General features: G+C 56.6%; 16 protein-coding genes. 5 read left to right on the forward strand and 11 right to left on the reverse strand.

What is annotated here, in order from left to right; translation table 11 throughout:
* Window positions 1–52 precede the first annotated feature (52 nt).
* Genes sdhB through sdhC form a run of 4 tightly spaced genes read right to left on the reverse strand, consistent with a single transcriptional unit; the run spans window position 53 to window position 3,296 of the window.
* A complete protein-coding gene (gene sdhB / locus HBN61_RS02690; protein ID WP_047274262.1) occupies window positions 53–757 on the reverse strand; it encodes a succinate dehydrogenase iron-sulfur subunit in 705 nt (234 codons plus the stop codon).
* Between the two features lie 11 nt (window positions 758–768).
* On the reverse strand, window positions 769–2,544 hold the full coding sequence (sdhA, locus tag HBN61_RS02695; protein WP_047274260.1) for a succinate dehydrogenase flavoprotein subunit: 1,776 nt from the start codon (window positions 2,542–2,544) through the stop codon (window positions 769–771).
* A gap of 3 nt (window positions 2,545–2,547) precedes the next feature.
* Window positions 2,548–2,916 carry a succinate dehydrogenase, hydrophobic membrane anchor protein gene (gene sdhD / locus HBN61_RS02700; RefSeq protein ID WP_003446906.1) on the reverse strand — a complete coding sequence of 123 codons (369 nt, stop codon included), beginning with the start codon at window positions 2,914–2,916 and terminating at the stop codon, window positions 2,548–2,550.
* Window positions 2,910–3,296, reverse strand: coding sequence for a succinate dehydrogenase, cytochrome b556 subunit (sdhC, locus tag HBN61_RS02705; protein ID WP_070411961.1), 387 nt, complete (start codon window positions 3,294–3,296; stop codon window positions 2,910–2,912). Before sdhC ends, sdhD begins: the two co-directional genes overlap by 7 nt.
* Window positions 3,297–3,647: 351 nt before the next feature.
* Between sdhC and gltA the strand changes: the two genes are divergently transcribed.
* Window positions 3,648–4,937 (forward strand): citrate synthase, encoded by a 1,290-nt coding sequence (gene gltA, locus HBN61_RS02710; protein ID WP_094995135.1) that lies wholly within the window; start codon window positions 3,648–3,650, stop codon window positions 4,935–4,937.
* Between the two features lie 292 nt (window positions 4,938–5,229).
* Here the strand turns inward: gltA and actP are convergent, their stop codons facing one another.
* The 3 genes from actP to HBN61_RS02725 all read right to left on the reverse strand — a co-directional run bounded on the left by actP (window position 5,230) and on the right by HBN61_RS02725 (window position 8,273).
* Window positions 5,230–6,888, reverse strand: coding sequence for a cation acetate symporter (gene actP / locus HBN61_RS02715; protein ID WP_170046116.1), 1,659 nt, complete (start codon window positions 6,886–6,888; stop codon window positions 5,230–5,232).
* Window positions 6,885–7,196: a DUF485 domain-containing protein gene (locus HBN61_RS02720; RefSeq protein WP_047274253.1), complete on the reverse strand. Its 312-nt coding sequence runs from the start codon at window positions 7,194–7,196 to the stop codon at window positions 6,885–6,887. The genes actP and HBN61_RS02720 overlap by 4 nt, the downstream gene beginning before the upstream one ends.
* Before the next feature lie 225 nt (window positions 7,197–7,421).
* On the reverse strand, window positions 7,422–8,273 hold the full coding sequence (locus HBN61_RS02725) for a glycine betaine ABC transporter substrate-binding protein (RefSeq protein ID WP_094995134.1): 852 nt from the start codon (window positions 8,271–8,273) through the stop codon (window positions 7,422–7,424).
* 212 nt (window positions 8,274–8,485) lie between these two features.
* On the opposite strand from HBN61_RS02725, the gene HBN61_RS02730 reads away from it, so the two are divergent.
* On the forward strand, window positions 8,486–10,039 hold the full coding sequence (locus HBN61_RS02730; RefSeq protein ID WP_170046117.1) for a glycoside hydrolase family 17 protein: 1,554 nt from the start codon (window positions 8,486–8,488) through the stop codon (window positions 10,037–10,039).
* Window positions 10,040–10,087: 48 nt separating this feature from the next.
* Here the strand turns inward: HBN61_RS02730 and HBN61_RS02735 are convergent, their stop codons facing one another.
* Window positions 10,088–10,453, reverse strand: coding sequence for a hypothetical protein (locus HBN61_RS02735; protein WP_094994003.1), 366 nt, complete (start codon window positions 10,451–10,453; stop codon window positions 10,088–10,090).
* Window positions 10,454–10,682: 229 nt separating this feature from the next.
* Between HBN61_RS02735 and mlaY the strand changes: the two genes are divergently transcribed.
* Window positions 10,683–11,981 carry a lipid asymmetry maintenance lipase MlaY gene (mlaY, locus tag HBN61_RS02740; RefSeq protein ID WP_169965358.1) on the forward strand — a complete coding sequence of 433 codons (1,299 nt, stop codon included), beginning with the start codon at window positions 10,683–10,685 and terminating at the stop codon, window positions 11,979–11,981.
* On the forward strand, window positions 11,974–12,762 hold the full coding sequence (locus HBN61_RS02745; RefSeq protein ID WP_170046118.1) for an MlaA family lipoprotein: 789 nt from the start codon (window positions 11,974–11,976) through the stop codon (window positions 12,760–12,762). Before mlaY ends, HBN61_RS02745 begins: the two co-directional genes overlap by 8 nt.
* Window positions 12,763–13,013: 251 nt before the next feature.
* Here HBN61_RS02745 and HBN61_RS02750 read toward each other — a convergent pair whose 3' ends face one another.
* Window positions 13,014–13,958, reverse strand: coding sequence for an RHS repeat domain-containing protein (locus HBN61_RS02750; RefSeq protein ID WP_170046119.1), 945 nt, complete (start codon window positions 13,956–13,958; stop codon window positions 13,014–13,016).
* Window positions 13,959–14,699: 741 nt separating this feature from the next.
* On the opposite strand from HBN61_RS02750, the gene HBN61_RS02755 reads away from it, so the two are divergent.
* Window positions 14,700–15,050, forward strand: coding sequence for a DUF6124 family protein (locus HBN61_RS02755; RefSeq protein ID WP_169965939.1), 351 nt, complete (start codon window positions 14,700–14,702; stop codon window positions 15,048–15,050).
* Between the two features lie 83 nt (window positions 15,051–15,133).
* Here HBN61_RS02755 and HBN61_RS02760 read toward each other — a convergent pair whose 3' ends face one another.
* Together HBN61_RS02760 and HBN61_RS02765 are read right to left on the reverse strand one after the other, a co-directional pair.
* On the reverse strand, window positions 15,134–16,294 hold the full coding sequence (locus tag HBN61_RS02760) for a patatin-like phospholipase family protein (protein ID WP_169965941.1): 1,161 nt from the start codon (window positions 16,292–16,294) through the stop codon (window positions 15,134–15,136).
* 27 nt (window positions 16,295–16,321) lie between these two features.
* The gene (locus HBN61_RS02765; protein WP_094994009.1) at window positions 16,322–17,254 is read right to left on the reverse strand and encodes a lipid A biosynthesis lauroyl acyltransferase; all 933 of its coding nucleotides are present in this window, start codon (window positions 17,252–17,254) and stop codon (window positions 16,322–16,324) included.
* Window positions 17,255–17,313: the final 59 nt, after the last annotated feature.

The following is a 17,313-nucleotide window of genomic DNA, read 5'->3' on the forward strand; positions in this document are numbered from 1 at the left end:
AAGCCTGCGCCGTAGCATCTTCGGTTACAGCGATCTACGGTATAGCGGTGTATCAGACGCCGCTTTGCAGCAGCATGCTACGCACGTGGCCGATGGCCTTAGTCGGGTTCAGACCTTTAGGGCACACGTTTACGCAGTTCATGATCCCGCGGCAGCGGAATACGCTGAACGGGTCATCCAGTGAAGCCAGACGCTCGCTGGTCTTGGTGTCACGGCTGTCAGCCAGGAAACGGTAGGCTTGCAGCAGTGCAGCAGGGCCCAGGAACTTGTCCGGGTTCCACCAGAAGGACGGGCACGAAGTCGAGCAGCAAGCACACAGGATGCACTCGTACAGACCGTCGAGCTTTTCACGCTCTTCTGGCGATTGCAGACGCTCGATGGCCGGGGCCGGCGTATCGTTCTGCAGGAATGGCTTCACCTTCTCGTATTGCTTGTAGAAGATGCTCATGTCGACGACCAGGTCACGGATAACCGGCAAACCTGGCAGAGGACGGATCACCAACTTGTTACCTTTTACGACAGCGGACAGTGGCGTTACGCACGCCAGACCGTTTTTGCCGTTGATGTTCATGCCGTCCGAGCCACAAACGCCCTCGCGGCAAGAGCGACGATAGGAGAAACCTTCGTCCTGCTCTTTGATCAGGGCCAGAACGTCCAGCACCATCAAGTCTTTACCATTGGTATTGACCTGGAACTCTTGCATGAACGGTGCAGCGTCCTGATCCGGGTTGTAGCGATAAACACTGACTTTCAACATATCGGCCACCCTTAGTAAGTACGAACCATTGGCTGGAAGGTCGGAACGGTTTTCGGCGAGAAATTCACCGCACGCTTGGCTACGCGCTTCTCACCCGGGAAATACAGGGTGTGGCACAGCCAGTTAACGTCGTCACGATCTTCGTAGTCTTCACGGGCGTGAGCACCGCGCGATTCTTTACGGGTTTCAGCAGCGATTGCAGTGGCTTCTGCCACTTCAAGCAGGTTTTGCAGCTCAAGTGCTTCGATACGGGCCGTGTTGAACGCCTGGCTCTTATCGTTGATTTTCACGTTGGCGATGCGCTTGCGCAGCTCTTGCAGCTGGGCAATACCCTTCTGCATGTATTCGCCGGTACGGAATACACCGAAGTAGTTCTGCATGCAGCTTTGCAGCTCTTTACGCAGGGTTGCCACGTCTTCGCCATCAGTGCGCGAGTTCAAGCCATCCAGACGCGCCAGAGCAGCGTCGATATCAGCCTGACGTGGACGAGCGTAATCAACGCCTTCTTTCAGGGTCTGCTCAAGGAACAGGCCAGCAGCACGACCGAACACCACCAGGTCGAGCAGCGAGTTGCCGCCCAGACGGTTGGCGCCGTGAACCGATACGCAAGCCACTTCACCGACCGCGAACAGGCCAGGAATGATTGCGTCGTTGCCTTCAGCGTCCTGAGTAATTGCCTGACCATGAATGTTGGTGGCAACACCACCCATCATGTAGTGGCAAGTAGGAACGACTGGAACTGGCGCCAGAACCGGGTCGACGTGCGCAAATGTTTTGGACAGTTCGCAGATGCCTGGCAGACGGCTGTGCAGAACTTCTTCACCGAGGTGATCAAGTTTCAGCATCACGTGGTCGCCATCCGGACCGCAACCGTTACCCGCGATGATTTCTTTAACCATCGAGCGAGCGACTACGTCACGGCCAGCGAGGTCTTTGGCGTTCGGAGCATAACGCTCCATGAAACGCTCGCCGTGCTTGTTGATCAGGTAACCACCTTCACCACGGCAACCTTCTGTAACCAGTACACCCGCGCCGGCGATGCCGGTTGGGTGGAACTGCCACATTTCGATGTCCTGCACCGGAACGCCTGCGCGCAGTGCCATGCCAATACCGTCACCGGTGTTGATCAGTGCGTTGGTGGTCGAGGAGTAAATACGGCCCGCACCGCCAGTCGCCAGTACGGTCGCATTAGCGCGAACGTAAGAGGTTTCACCGGTTTCAATGCAGATGACGATCATGCCAACAAAGGCGCCGTCTTCGTTTTTCACCAGATCCACACCGTAGTATTCGTTCAGGAATACAGTGCCAGCCTTGAGGTTGGCCTGGTACAGGGTGTGCAACAGTGCGTGGCCGGTACGGTCCGCCGCAGCGCAAGTACGTGCCGCCTGGCCGCCCTTGCCGAAATCCTTCGACTGACCGCCGAAAGGACGCTGGTAAATACGGCCCTGCTCGGTACGGGAGAACGGCAAGCCCATGTGCTCAAGTTCAAACACGGCTTCCGGACCTACGGAACACATGTATTCGATAGCGTCCTGGTCACCGATGTAGTCGGAGCCCTTGACGGTATCGTACATGTGCCAGCGCCAGTCATCGTTCGGGTCTGCAGACGCGATGGCGCAAGTGATGCCACCCTGAGCCGATACGGTATGCGAACGGGTCGGGAAGACTTTGGTAATTACAGCAGTCTTGTGACCGCCTTGTGCCAGCTGCAGAGCAGCACGCATGCCAGCACCGCCGCCGCCTACAATAATGGCGTCGAACGAAAGTGTATTAACTGTGTTAGCCATGACTCAGATACCCCAAAGAATCTGCACACCCCAGACGAAGTAAGCGAACATTGCAACGCCGCATACTGCCTGGAAGAGGAAACGTACTGCTGTCGCGGACTTGCCCAGCGCCATTGGCGTGAGGTAGTCAGTCGCGATGGTCCACATGCCGACCCAGGCGTGAGCGCCGAGTGCAACAAGGGCCAGCAGGCTGAAGATACGCATCCAGTTGCTTGCGAACAGCTCATGCCATTGGGCGTAGCCAATGCCTGGGTTCGCAACGAGGTACCCGATCAGGAAGATGAAATAAGCCGCTAGAACGACCGCAGACACACGCTGTGCCATCCAGTCATAGAGGCCCGAACGCGACAGGTTCGTAACGCTGGTTACCATATCCAAACTCCCGCCAGAACGATCATCACCACGGAAATGACGATTACGATTTTCGAGCCCAGTTTGCCGCCTTCCAGCGTCTCACCGATGCCCATGTCCATGATCAAATGGCGAATACCTGCCACCAGGTGGTACAGCAAGGCAGATAGCAGGCCCCACGCAACGAATTTGGCCAGCGGACTGGTCAAGCATGCCTTCACCTCGGCAAAACCTTCTTCCGAACCCAGGGATTTGCTCAATGCATAAAGCATGATGCCCAGGCCGAGAAAGAGAATGATGCCCGATACACGGTGCAGAAATGACGTAACGCCGGTAATGGGGAGTTTGATGGTCCTTAGGTCTAGGTTTACAGGTCGTTGGCTATTCACGGCTTTTTTCACACTGAAGAGCCCCTAACAATCAGGGCAAGTTTGTTGGGATGTGCACTGGTCAGGTACCCACCACCCAGGGAGTGACGACCCCCATCTAAACGGGCCCAAAAGCCCCTGGCGGTCGGCTGCCGAGTATAGACAGTTAGGTCACTAATGACAACGCAATCACCTCCCCCTAATAGCGCATTGCAATGCAGCTACAAAAGGCGTAAACGGCAGGGATAATCGTTAAAAAACGCTCCTGAAAGCCTTGTACAGCAAGACTTTAGGCAAATTGACATTCAAATTTATCTCACTATAGTGGTGCGGGCCCTGCGTGGGGGGTCTGTCTGATGATTTCAAGCATAAATAGGAGGCCACATGGCTGACAAAAAAGCGCAGTTGATCATCGAGGGCGCAGCCCCCGTCGAACTGCCCATTTTAACTGGCACCGTGGGTCCCGATGTAATCGATGTGCGAGGCCTCACGGCCACGGGCCGGTTCACATTTGACCCTGGCTTCATGTCGACCGCGTCCTGCGAGTCGAAGATCACCTATATTGATGGTGACAACGGTATCCTGCTGCACCGCGGCTACCCGATCGAACAACTGGCCGAACACTCTGACTACCTTGAAACCGCTTACCTGCTGCTGAACGGCGAACTGCCGACCGCAGAGCAGAAAGCCCAGTTCGTCAGCACCGTCAAGAACCACACCATGGTTCACGAACAGCTGAAGACCTTCTTCAACGGCTTCCGTCGCGACGCCCACCCGATGGCCGTCATGTGCGGCGTAGTTGGCGCCCTGTCTGCCTTCTACCACGACTCCCTCGACATCAATAACCCGCAGCATCGCGAAATTTCCGCGATCCGCCTGGTTGCCAAGATGCCGACCCTGGCCGCTATGGTTTACAAGTACTCCATGGGCCAACCCATGATGTACCCACGTAACGACCTGAGCTACGCCGAAAACTTCCTGCACATGATGTTCAACACACCGTGCGAGATCAAACCGATCAGCCCGGTACTGGCCAAGGCCATGGATAAGATCTTTATCCTGCACGCCGACCACGAACAGAATGCCTCGACTTCCACCGTACGCCTGGCAGGCTCCTCGGGTGCCAACCCGTTCGCCTGTATTGCTGCGGGCATCGCCGCACTGTGGGGCCCTGCCCACGGCGGCGCCAACGAAGCCGTGCTGACCATGCTCGACGAAATTGGCGATGTCTCCAACATCGACAAGTTCATCGCCAAGGCCAAGGACAAAAACGATCCGTTCAAACTGATGGGCTTCGGTCACCGCGTTTACAAAAACCGTGACCCGCGCGCAACGGTCATGAAAAAGACCTGCGACGAAGTTCTCAAAGAGCTGGGCATCCAGAACGATCCGCAACTCGAACTGGCCATGCGCCTGGAAGAGATCGCCCTGACCGACCCGTACTTCATCGAGCGCTCGCTGTACCCGAACGTCGACTTCTACTCGGGGATCATCCTCAAGGCGATCGGCATTCCAACCAGCATGTTCACCGTGATCTTTGCCCTGTCGCGCACCGTAGGCTGGATCTCGCACTGGAAAGAAATGCTCTCCAGCCCGTACAAAATCGGCCGTCCGCGCCAGCTGTACACCGGTTACGAGCAGCGTGACCTGACCAAACTCGAAGACCGCAAGTAAGCGCCTGCCCAACGACAGCGCTCTGCCTGCAACGAATACGGCCTCTATCTGATAGAGGCCGTATTTTTTTGCCCGCAAGCCGCACACCAAGATCACGCTAAGCGCCCTGCAATCATTGCTAAGACAGGCAACTACGATCACAGCCCTGGACACCCGGCCGCTTGACGAATCACGCTAACCGTCCCACACAAGCTCCGGTTTGCCACATCGGACGCGCTGCCCGTGATGCACAAAAAATCCCCCTGCCTTTCGACAGAGGGATTTTTCAGTAGCCCAGCCTTACATTATTTTCTTAGTGCGACACCGCCCCGCTCGCCCCCAGGCCCGTCTGCGAACGCACAAACTGAGGGAAGAACAACGCACGCTCTTTCTCTGCCGACTTGGATTTGTCAGTGATCGAGAAGAACCAGATCCCCACAAACGCAATGATCATGGAGAACAGCGCCGGATACTCGTAAGGGAAGATGGCTTTTTCATGATGAAGGATCTGTACCCAAATGGTCGGGCCCAGAATCATCAAGCCGACTGCGCTTACCAGCCCCAGCCAACCACCAATCATTGCACCGCGCGTGGTCAGGTTTTTCCAGTACATGGAAAGCAGCAACACAGGGAAGTTACAACTGGCTGCGATGGAGAACGCCAGGCCCACCATGAACGCAATGTTCTGGCTTTCAAACAAGATGCCAAGGCCAATCGCCAGCACGCCGAGGGCGATGGTGGTGATTTTCGAGACACGAATCTCGTCCTTGTCGTTCGCCTTGCCCTTTTTAATGACGCTGGCATACAAGTCGTGAGACACCGCCGAAGCACCTGCCAACGTCAGGCCCGCGACCACCGCCAGAATCGTTGCAAAAGCGACGGCGGAAATGAAGCCCAGGAAGATACTGCCGCCCACGGCATCGGCCAAATGCACAGCCGCCATGTTACTGCCGCCCAGCAGCGCGCCTGCCGCGTCTTTAAACGCAGGGTTCGTGCTGACAAGGATGATCGCGCCGAACCCGATGATGAACGTCAGAATGTAGAAGTAACCAATGAAGCCAGTCGCATAGAGCACGCTCTTACGGGCTTCCTTGGCATCACTCACGGTGAAGAAGCGCATCAGAATGTGCGGCAGACCGGCAGTACCGAACATCAGTGCCAGACCGAGGGAGAACGCCGAGATCGGATCTTTGACCAGACCGCCCGGGCTCATGATGGCTTCACCTTTAGGATGAACCTGCACCGCTTCGGCAAACAGCGAGTTGAAGTCGAAGTTGACGTGTTTCATGACCATCACAGCCATGAACGTTGCACCGGACAACAACAGCACGGCTTTGATGATCTGTACCCAGGTGGTGGCCAGCATGCCACCGAACAGCACATACAGGCACATCAGGATGCCCACCAAGATCACCGCAACGTGGTAATCGAGACCGAACAGCAACTGGATCAGCTTGCCCGCACCGACCATCTGGGCGATCAGGTAAAACGCCACCACCACCAGCGATCCGCAGGCCGACAGGGAGCGGATCTGAGTCTGCCCAAGACGGTAGGACGCCACGTCGGCAAAGGTGTACTTGCCCAAGTTACGCAGACGTTCCGCAATCAGGAACAGGATGATGGGCCAGCCCACCAAAAAGCCGATGGAATAAATCAGGCCATCGTAGCCAGAGGTGTACACCAGCGCGGAAATACCCAGAAAGGACGCGGCCGACATGTAGTCACCCGCAATCGCCAGACCGTTCTGAAAACCGGTGATCTTGCCGCCCGCGGCGTAGTAGTCCGCCGCCGACTTGTTACGCTTGGAGGCCCAATACGTAATGCACAGTGTTGCACCTACGAACACCACAAACATGATGATCGCTGACACGTTAAGGGGTTGCTTCTGCACCTCACCGGTCAGGGCCTCGCCCGCCCAGACGCCAGAAGACAAGGCTGCCAGGCCCAGTGTTGCCAATAGACGCCGGATCATTGCGCAGCCTCCTTGAGAATTGCATTGTTCAGGTCGTCAAACTCGCCATTGGCCCGGTGGATATAAATAGCTGTCAGCACAAAGGCTGAAACAATCAGCCCGACACCAATCGGTATTCCCCAAGTAATGGACGAACCGGGGCTCAATTTCGCCCCCATGATGTGCGACCCGTAGGCAATCAACAGGATAAAGCCGGCATATAACCCAAGCATGATCGCCGATAGAATCCAGGCGAAACGCTCTCTTTTTTTGACCAGCTCCTTGAAACGGGGGCTGTTTTGAATCGTGAGGTAAATGCTGTCGTTCATTATTTTTGTCCTCGCAGCACAGATGAGATGGAACGATTTCACTATTAGGGGGCTTGAATTTCTAAGCCAGACGACTTTAGTAGTAGAACCGTCTTCCACTGTAGCCCCCGGTTTATCTGGCCTGCATGGAAGTTGACATCATTTTGCCTACCCCAGAAACGCAAAAACCGCCTGACGCACGCATCAGGCGGTTACGCAAACACCGAGCTAGACACCTCGCTGTTTTTATTGAGTCCACGCAGCTACTCGATCGGGGTGCTTGGCTACCCACTCCCGAGCCGCCACTTCTGGCTTCTCACCTTCCTGTATGGCCAGCATCACTTCGCCAATTTCGTCTTTCGATGCCCACTGGAATTTTTTCAAAAAGGCCGCCACCTCCGGTGCTTTGCTGTCCAGCGCTTTGCTGCCAACACTGTTAACGGTTTCTGCGGCCCCGTAGACCTGCTTTGGGTCATCCAGAAAGCGCAGTTTCCATTTGGCAAACATCCAGTGCGGCACCCACCCAGTGACCACCACCGGCTGTTCTTTGGCATAAGCCCGCCCAAGCTCTGACGTCATGGCCGCGCCGGAACTGGCTTGCAGTTTATAACCAAGGCCGTAATCCTTGATCGCCTGGTCCGTTTTGAGCATCACACCAGACCCCGCATCAATCCCGACTATTTTCTGTTGATAACCCTTGTCCTCTTTAAGATCGGCAATTGACGTGGCTTCAACATAGTCAGGCACGATCAAACCGATTTTTGCGTCCTTAAAGTTGGGCCCGTAATCCACCACCTTGTCCTTATTCTTCGCCCAATACTCGCCATGGGTGACCGGCAACCAGGCGGACAACATAGCGTCCAGCTTGCCGGTGGCCACGCCCTGCCACATGATCCCGGTTGCCACCGGCATCAACTTCACGTCATAGCCCAACTTCTGCTTAATCACTTCTGCGGCCACATGGGTTGTGGCCACACTGTCCGACCACCCATCGACGTAACCTATATTAAGTGTAGGTTTCGCCTGCGCGCAGACTGCGCCCGCCCCCAAAGCCAGCACCAAAGCAGCCCCCACACTCAAGCGTCGTCGCATCGTCATCAATGAATCCTCACCGTGTCGGGCCCGACGGGTGCCGGACCGCTTGAACCCGTAGCTCGATGATCAACCTCTGAATCACTGCAACCTGCTCTGACGGCGACCTCAAGCCAGCTGCAAGCGACATGCGCTTAGACGTAACAAAATCATTCACACATGCTGGGCAGCCCTAATTGCAGGTAAGATGCGCGGCTTTGCTCCCATACGGCCTGACCATGTCTGCGACTGCCCGCTTCCCCACCCTACCCTACCTCTTCGCGTGCGTGCTGAGCCTGTTTGCCGTGGCCGGTTTCTGGTACGGCTTAGGCCAACCCGTGATCCTGCCCGATGCGGCCACGCCAACCCACAAGTTGCAGTGCGCCTCGTATACGCCGTTCGGTAAGGATCAATCACCCTTCGATCAACCGTTCGTGCCGCGCATTGAGCAAATGGATGCTGACCTGGCCCTGCTGGCCACGCGTTTTAATTGCGTACGCACCTACTCGCAGGCCGGTCTTGAAGCTTTGCCCGAGCTGGCTCGCAAACATGGGCTCAAAGTCATGATGGGGGCCTGGGTAAGCCGTGACCCGGTAGCCACCGCCGAAGAAGTCAATGCGCTGATTGCATCGGCCAATGCCAACCCGGATATCGTCAGCTCGGTCATCGTGGGTAATGAGGCGCTGCTACGCAAAGAAATCACTGCCCCGCAGTTGGTCACGCTGATCGAGCAGGTGAAGAGCCAGATAAAACAACCCGTCACCTATGCGGACGTCTGGGAGTTCTGGCTGCAACACCCGGAAATCGCGCCCGCTGTCGACTTCCTGACCATTCACCTACTGCCCTATTGGGAAGATGACCCTGCCGGGATCGATCAGGCGGTTAACCATGTCGCACAAATTCGCCAAGCCTTCGGTAGCAAGTTTGCGCCCAAGGACATTGTGATCGGTGAAACCGGCTGGCCCAGCGAGGGTCGCCAGCGCGAAACAGCACTGCCAAGCCGGGTCAATGAAGCCCGTTTCATTCGTGGTTTTGTGACCCTTGCCGAGCAGAACGGCTGGAAATACAACCTGATTGAAGCCTTCGATCAACCCTGGAAACGCGGCAGTGAAGGTGCTGTCGGGGGTTACTGGGGCTTGTTCGATGCGGACCGTCAAGACAAAGGGATACTCGCAGGCCCTGTGACCAATCTGCCGCACTGGCCCGTCTGGCTAGGTCTCGGCGTCGCATTATTGATCGCTACCTTACTGATTGGCGGCCGGGTTCGCAGCAGCCGTGCTGCACTGCTGTTGCCTGCTTTGGGCGCACTGTCGGGGTGCACGATCATTGCCTGGGCTGAACTGGCGTCTGTCACCAGCCGCTTTGCCGGAGAATGGCTATGGGCCGGGATCCTGTTGGGACTCAATCTGATCGTCATGGCCCATACCGCGCTGGCATTAGGGCAAAAAGACGGATGGCGCGAGCGACTGTTCAATGTGCTCGAACGCCGCGCTGGCTGGTGGTTGGCCGCTGCCGGGTTTGCCGGAGCCGTAATGATGCTCGGCCTGGTGTTTGAACCGCGCTATCGCAGCTTCCCGAGTGCTGCGCTGTTGCTGCCGGCACTGGTATACCTGCTGCGCCCGGTGCGCGGGCCGCGCCGTGAGTTCGGGTTACTGGCGTTTATTATCGGCGCGGGCATCCCCTTGCAGCTGTACCGCGAAGGCCTCAGCAACGAACAGGCGTGGGGTTGGGCGATGGTAAGCGTATTACTGGTGATGGCATTGTGGCGCAGCTTGAGACTGCACCACCGGTAATTGCTGCAACGCTGCGCGAGGCTGCATGGGATACAACCCTCGCGCGGTTTAAATCCGCTTGGCCCTCACCAGTCGCAACCCTGCAATCACCACCGCAAACACAGCGAGACTGGCGTTATACAACGCCAGTGCTGGCAGCCCAAAAGCCAATGCCAGCACCGCCAAAGCATTACCAAGAGGGCCACGCACAAAAAAGGCCACAACCGCAGTGGCAATCGCAGCCCAACCCAACACCCTGAAATGAATCAACAAGCCCAAATTCGCGCGCAACTGGCACTCCCAGCGGGTCGCCTCAGCCACGCAGGTGCCCACCCACTGCGGATCTTCCATCAAGCCATAGCGCAGGCCATAACCAGCAGCCAGCCACACGGGCACAGCAATGAGCAGCAATATCAACGGCAAACGAGGGCGCATAACAACTCCGATAGGCAAAAGCGGCGCTCAGCTTAATCATACTTGTCGGGTATGCAAGCCTTGCAATCAGATATCTGTTCACTAAAGTCAATCAACGTGTATCGTCTGGTAGCCAATTGCCGCCTGCGACACGTAGGGGGATTTATTTAGGGGTGCAAAAGGCACTTCGAAGGTAGCCCTGTGGTCATAGCCTGCGAATCTTCTCAGCACCTTCTCTAGGATAGTCTTCATGCTTCGTTCTCTGTCCCTCCTTGCCTTGCTCGGCGGCCTTGTATTGAGTGCGTCCGCACAGGCGGTCGATGTCGACCCCGCAACCTATGGCTACCCGATCACCAATCCGTTTGAAGCCACCATCGCCACCACGCCACCGGAGATGCGCCCGTATCTACCGAGCGAAGATGACATTCGACAATCGGATTACAGCCTGACCCTGCGCCCTGAGCGCGAGTTCACCCTGCCCGCCAACTTTTGGGCAGTCAAAAAACTCACCTACCGCATGGCCCGACAAGATCACCCGGCGCCCTTGATGTTCCTGATTGCCGGCACCGGCGCCCCCTACAACAGCAGCCTCAACGAATTTCTGAAAAAACTGTTTTACCAGGCCGGTTACCACGTGGTGCAGCTCTCATCGCCCACCAGCTATGACTTCATGAGCGCCGCCTCACGCTTTGCAACGCCCGGCATCAGCCAATACGATGCCGAAGACCTCTACCGCGTCATGCAAGCGGTGCGTGCGCAGCAGGCCGATGTCCCGGTGACCGACTACTACCTCAGCGGCTACAGCCTGGGCGCGCTGGACGCAGCCTTTGTCAGCCACCTGGATGAGACGCGCAAGAGCTTCAACTTTAAAAAAGTGCTGATGCTCAACCCGCCAGTCAACCTGTACACCTCCATCAGCAACCTCGACAAACTGGTACAGACCGAAGTCAAAGGGATCAACAACAGCACCACCTTCTACGAACTGGTGCTGAACAAATTGACCCGGTACTTCAAACAAAAAGGCTACGTCGACATCAACGCTGCACTGGTGTACGACATCCAGAACTCCAAGGAACGACTGACCAACGAACAAATGGCGATGTTGATCGGCACCATGTTCCGTTTCTCGTCAGCCGACATCGTGTTCACCTCCGACCTGATCAACCGTCGTGGGCTGATCACGCCGCCCAATTACCCGATCACCGAAGGCACCAGCCTCACGCCGTTCCTCAAGCGCTCACTGCAGTGCGACTTCGATTGCTACCTGACTGAGCAAGTCATCCCCATGTGGCGGGCCCGCACCGATGGCGGAACGTTGTTGCAATTGATCGATCAGGTGAGCCTGTACGCCCTGAAGGACTACCTGCAAAACAGCCCGAAAATTGCCGTCATGCACAACGCCGACGACATCATCCTCGGCCCTGGCGACCTTGGGTTTCTGCGTAAAACCTTTGGCAATCGGCTGACTGTCTACCCGTATGGCGGCCATTGCGGCAACCTCAACTACCGTGTCAACGCTGACGATATGCTGGAGTTCTTCCGTGGCTAAACATTTATTTCTGGTTGCCGCCCTGCTCAGCGCTGGCGTTGCCCAAGCGGACAACAGCAAGGCCAACCTTGAACGAACCGCAGATGTCGATGGCTTCACCCAACCCTTGAAACTCCTCAAGTTCAATCCCGGGCTGGATCAACGCGAGTTTGAACGCGCCACCATGAACGCCCTGAGCGTTTATGACCCGCTGGAGCCGGTGAACCGCCGGATCTACCACTTCAACTACCGCTTCGATCAGTGGGTGTTCCTGCCGGTGGTCAATGGCTACCGCTACGTGACGCCAAGCTTTGTGCGCACAGGCGTGAGTAACTTTTTCAACAACTTGGGCGACGTCCCCAACCTGTTTAACAGCCTGCTGCAACTCAAGGGGCAGCGCTCCCTGGAAACCACCGGGCGACTGTTGTTGAATACCACCTTAGGGGTCGGCGGCCTGTGGGACCCGGCCACGTCAATGGGCCTGCCGCGCGTCAGCGAAGACTTCGGTCAGACCTTGGGTTTCTATGGCGTTCCAGGTGGGGCTTACTTGATGCTTCCGATTCTTGGCCCGTCCAACCTGCGGGACACCACCGGGTTAGTGGTCGACTACGGCGTCAATCAGGAAATCAACTTCCTCAACGTGCCACACGAAAGCACGCGTCACCCGGAAATTTGGGTATTGGGCGCTGTCGACAAGCGCTACACCACCAGCTTCCGTTATGGACAGTTCGATTCGCCATTTGAGTACGACAAATTGCGTTATATCTACACCGAGGCACGCAAGTTACAGATTGCTGAATAAGTAGTTAGGGGCTGAGGCACTGACCTCAGCCCTTAACTTCCCCCCCAAAAAGAGTGCCCACCTTCTAAACGTTAATCAAACGCCCTGCACGCATAGCCACGCACGGCCATGTTAAATCTTGAACCCTTCACAACCACGACGCTGCTGACCGTTGTGAGAGACCCGACTTAAATCACCCAACTATTGTAGATCGCCACTGAGCACTCAATGTGCTGCACAATCACTGCACATTGAGTTCCGCCTTTTTTAATTTAGACGCTGACGCTGCTTAATCGCCCCAAACTATCATAAGACAGCGTGCGACCCGCTTCGTCTTTTATCAGGCTTCCATCCGCATCATAGCTAAATTCAATTCGAGATGGATATTCAGGCTGCAAGGAATGAGTGACCGCCATTAATTGGCAGGGATCAGCGCTGTTAGTGTATTCGTAAAAACTCTCGTTCCTGCCACCCTTAAAGGCAGTTTCTAAATAGGTAATATTATCTTGAGCATCAAACGCGAATACTTGGCTCTCAATCACCTTGCCGTAAGGATCAACCGGTGCCTGACTGCCACTGCAGGTATATTCCATCAAACGACCACGGGAATCATAGTCATACTGCTCATCCCGCAGCACCTCATCGCCTTGATTTAAAATACGTCGAGACAGTCTGTCGGCCGCATCATACGCTTGATAAAGCGTCTGAATGACATTGTTACCCAAGTCAAACGTCCTGAGCGTTTCACGACCAAAATCATCGTATTCAAGATCTATCTTCAAGCGCTGACTTCCATCAACGGTTTCAATGCTCTTAAGCTGCCCAAAATCATCATAGGTGAACACTGAGCGGGTCGTTCCCAGTTCAGTCGCAATCAATTGGGCTGTCCGAGGGTCATAGTCATAAGTCTGGGTTTGCCCAAGCACATCGACATAGCTGAGTATTCGCGATTGACGGCTGTACTCATAATGCATAACTCGCGGAGGTTCACCCACTTGCACACGACTTTCGCTTTTAATTTCCCCTGTACTGAAGTATTCGCGTGTCAGTGTATTACCCCCTTCTACAGTTGATAGTAAACGGGCGTTCTCGGCATCATATTTATAGGTTGCAGTACTCTCCACAGCGATTCGCTCTTCAGGGTCTTCACCCAATTCAGGACGATACACATAATGGGTTTCCAGACCACTGGGGCGCATGACCTTGTAGGGTTGCATTTCACCGCTCTTAAGGATGCTCCGATCAACTTGTCGTGCAGCCGCGGCAAGTTGATCGGAGCATCCCTAACAGTCCTGCCGGATTCCCCGCAATGACCCCTCTGACCACAGGGTCTTTCAAGCTTACGTTTACAGCACGCCCTGCCACTCGATGAGCCCAAGCCGGTTGCGATGCCTGTTTTTTATCTTTACGTGCCATAAATCGCTCTCCGATAAATATCGACTAGCCACTGAGAAATTAATTGCTATTAGCACTCTTGGGTAAATCAAGACGAGTGGAATAGCAATTTTTCCTACACTTCGTGCGACGTGTAAGACCCTACGTGGATTAAGCGCGTTTATTTAAAATCGCGAAACTGTCAAACTTGACAGGTATTTATGCATACAGCCCACGCGCCTCTCAGCCACCCAAATCAGCCATTTCGTACGACGTTTCTCTTTCAAATATCCGACATATCCGAGAAAATCCCGCTCGCTTGCGCCCAGTCAAATCGAGGTCTAGTCTCGGCCCATCGCTGCACATTCAGCGGTCGGGTTTAGTCGCCCGTTTTGTATGCGGCGCAAGGCGCCACCTCCGCGAGGCGCTTTTTTTACGGCCTGCGTTTTATGGTGGCCGTGCGCAGGGCGCCCTCGTGGCGCGCCGGGTTCCGTATACACCGGTCGACTAACCTGCGTACGGCTGCCACCCCCTCGTTTAGTCGCGACAGGTGATAGCTCCTTTTATGTATACGGAGTTGCCCCATGAAAAAGATCGTCCCCGACCCACCCGCTTTCACCCTGCAAGACGCTGCGCCGTGCGATCCACAGTTGTTGGACCGGGCCGCCGCCGATCGCGCGCTTGATTACTACCTGCACGGCCATAAGCCCACTCGCCCCGTGGACACGACCACGTATGCCATCGCGAACAGCGTCAATTTAGAAGCGGCTTTGGCCCAAGCGTCAGACTTGTTGCGCTGCGCCGGGGCATCGGCGACTGAGGCGGGGAATGGCATGAGCGGGCCTGCGCGCGACCTGGTGTTGTCGATCACACATTTGGTTGCACTGGCCAAAGCCTACGTTGATAAGTCGCTGGACAGTCTGACAACGCACTGACGCAGCACGCGCCTGAGTGCAAGCAGGCGCGACACAACAGGTTGTGCCGCCGGGCATCCGCTCCCGGTGCGCGTCAACACCCCCTACAGATTGTGGGCGTCAATGCCCAAAAAGCGCGAGAGTGCTTCGCGTTGGGCCAGCGCATCCTTGCGCCCCAGTTCGATCAACTCGGTGCAGTACCCCTTCTCGAACAACAAATAGCTGAGCACACCTGCGCCACTGGTTTTGGTCGCACCCGGCCCACGTAAAAACAGGCGCAGGGCGGCGGGCAGTTCATGGCGATGCCGCGCGGCAATTTCGTCGAGGGGCTGGCTGGGGGCAATCACCAGCACGTCCACCGGCGCCAGGCCCGGGCCGTGGGGTTGGTCGGGCAGTAAACGGCTGAAGTGGTTCAGGCGCTCCAGCAGTTCAATGTCGCTCTCAAGGCTGTCAATAAACGTACTGTTGAGCAGGTGGCCGCCGATTTGCGCCAGACTCGGTTGTCGGGCGTTTAAATGGCGCGCTTGTGCGCCTGCCGTGTCCGGCCCTCGCGGGTTGCCGCTGACACCGACCACCAACACCCGCGTAGCGCCCAGATGCAGGGCCGGGCTGATAGGCGCAGACTGACGCACGGCGCCATCACCGAAGTACTCTTCGCCGATGTTGACCGGAGCAAATAAAAGCGGGATGGCCGAGCTGGCCAGCAGGTGTTCGACCGTCAAGGCGGCTGGCCGCCCGATACGGCGATGGCGCAACCAACCGTCGATGGCGCGCTCACTTTGGTAAAAGGTCACGGCCTGGCCCGAGGTATAGCCAAAAGCAGTCAGTGCCACGGCGCGCAACTGCTGCGCCGCAATGGCCTGATCGATCCCCGAAAAGCTGATGTTGTCGTTGAGCAAATCGCGCAACGGCGAACTGTTGAGCAGCGCCACCGGAGCCTGAGGGCCAAGCCCCAACACACTGCGACTCACAAAACGGCTGGCCTGATGAATCACGCCCGGCCAGTCACTGCGCATCACCCGATGGCTTTCGAGGTGCCGCCAGAAGGCGGTCAATCGCTCGACGGCGAGGGTAAAGTTCAGTGCGCCGCTGGCCAGGCTGACTGCATTGATCGCCCCGGCCGAGGTGCCGACGATAACCGGGAACGGGTTGGGCGCGCCCGCGGGCAGCAACTGGGCAATGGCCGCCAGCACCCCCACCTGATACGCGGCACGCGCGCCGCCGCCCGAGAGAATCAGGCCGGTTACCGGCGGCACGCCGCTCACCGACGGGCGCCCTGCAGGCGGCGCGGGTCAGCGGCGCGCGTCGTACAACTTGGGCTCGCCCGGCGGGCGGGTTTTGAAACGGCGGTGAGCCCACAGGTATTGCTCGGGGCATTCGCGAATGGCCCGTTCGACCCACTGATTGATGCGCAGGCAATCGGCCTCATCGCTTTCTCCGGGGAAATCCTTCAAAGGCGGATGAATCACCAATTTGTAACCACTGCCATCCGCCAGCCGTTGTTGAGTAAAGGGCACAACCTGCGCTTTGCCCAGCTTGGCAAACTTGCTGGTGGCGGTCACGGTTGCCGCCTGAATGCCAAACAAGGGCACGAAGATACTCTGCTTGGCGCCGTAGTCCTGATCCGGCGCGTACCAAATCGCACGGCCTGAACGCAGTAACTTGAGCATGCCGCGAACGTCATCACGCTCCACCGCAAGCGAATCCAGGTTGTGGCGCTCGCGGCCGCGTCGCTGAATGAAGTCGAACAGCGCATTCCCATGCTCGCGGTACATGCCATCGATGGTGTGTTTTTGCCCGAGCAAGGCGGCGCCGATCTCCAGCGTCGTGAAGTGGAAAGCCATGAGGATCACGCCCTTGCCTTCCAACTGCGCCTGCTTGAGATGCTCCAGCCCTTCTACATGGGCCAGCTTGGCCAGACGCGGCTTAGGCCACCACCAGCTCATGGCCATTTCAAAAAACGCGATACCGGTTGACGCAAAGTTTTGCTTGAGCAAGCGCTTGCGCTCAGCGGCGCACTTTTCGGGGAAGCACAATTCAAGGTTACGCGCGGCAATGCGCCGACGAGCACCGGCAACCCGGTACATCAGCGCACCCAACACACGCCCTAACCCCAACTGCACTTTATAAGGTAGCTGCACCACCAGCCAAAGCACGCCAAGGCCCAACCACAGCGGCCAAAAACGCGGGTGTAAAAAAGCAGCACGAAAACGCGGGCGATCCATTAATGATTCCGGACAGACACAAGGGCCGGGCATTCTACATCGTTCGACCCCGCTTGCGG

The sequence above is a fragment of the Pseudomonas sp. WS 5071 genome, from assembly GCF_012985765.1.
In the GTDB taxonomy this organism is placed as follows: Bacteria; Pseudomonadota; Gammaproteobacteria; order Pseudomonadales; family Pseudomonadaceae; genus Aquipseudomonas; species Aquipseudomonas lundensis_A.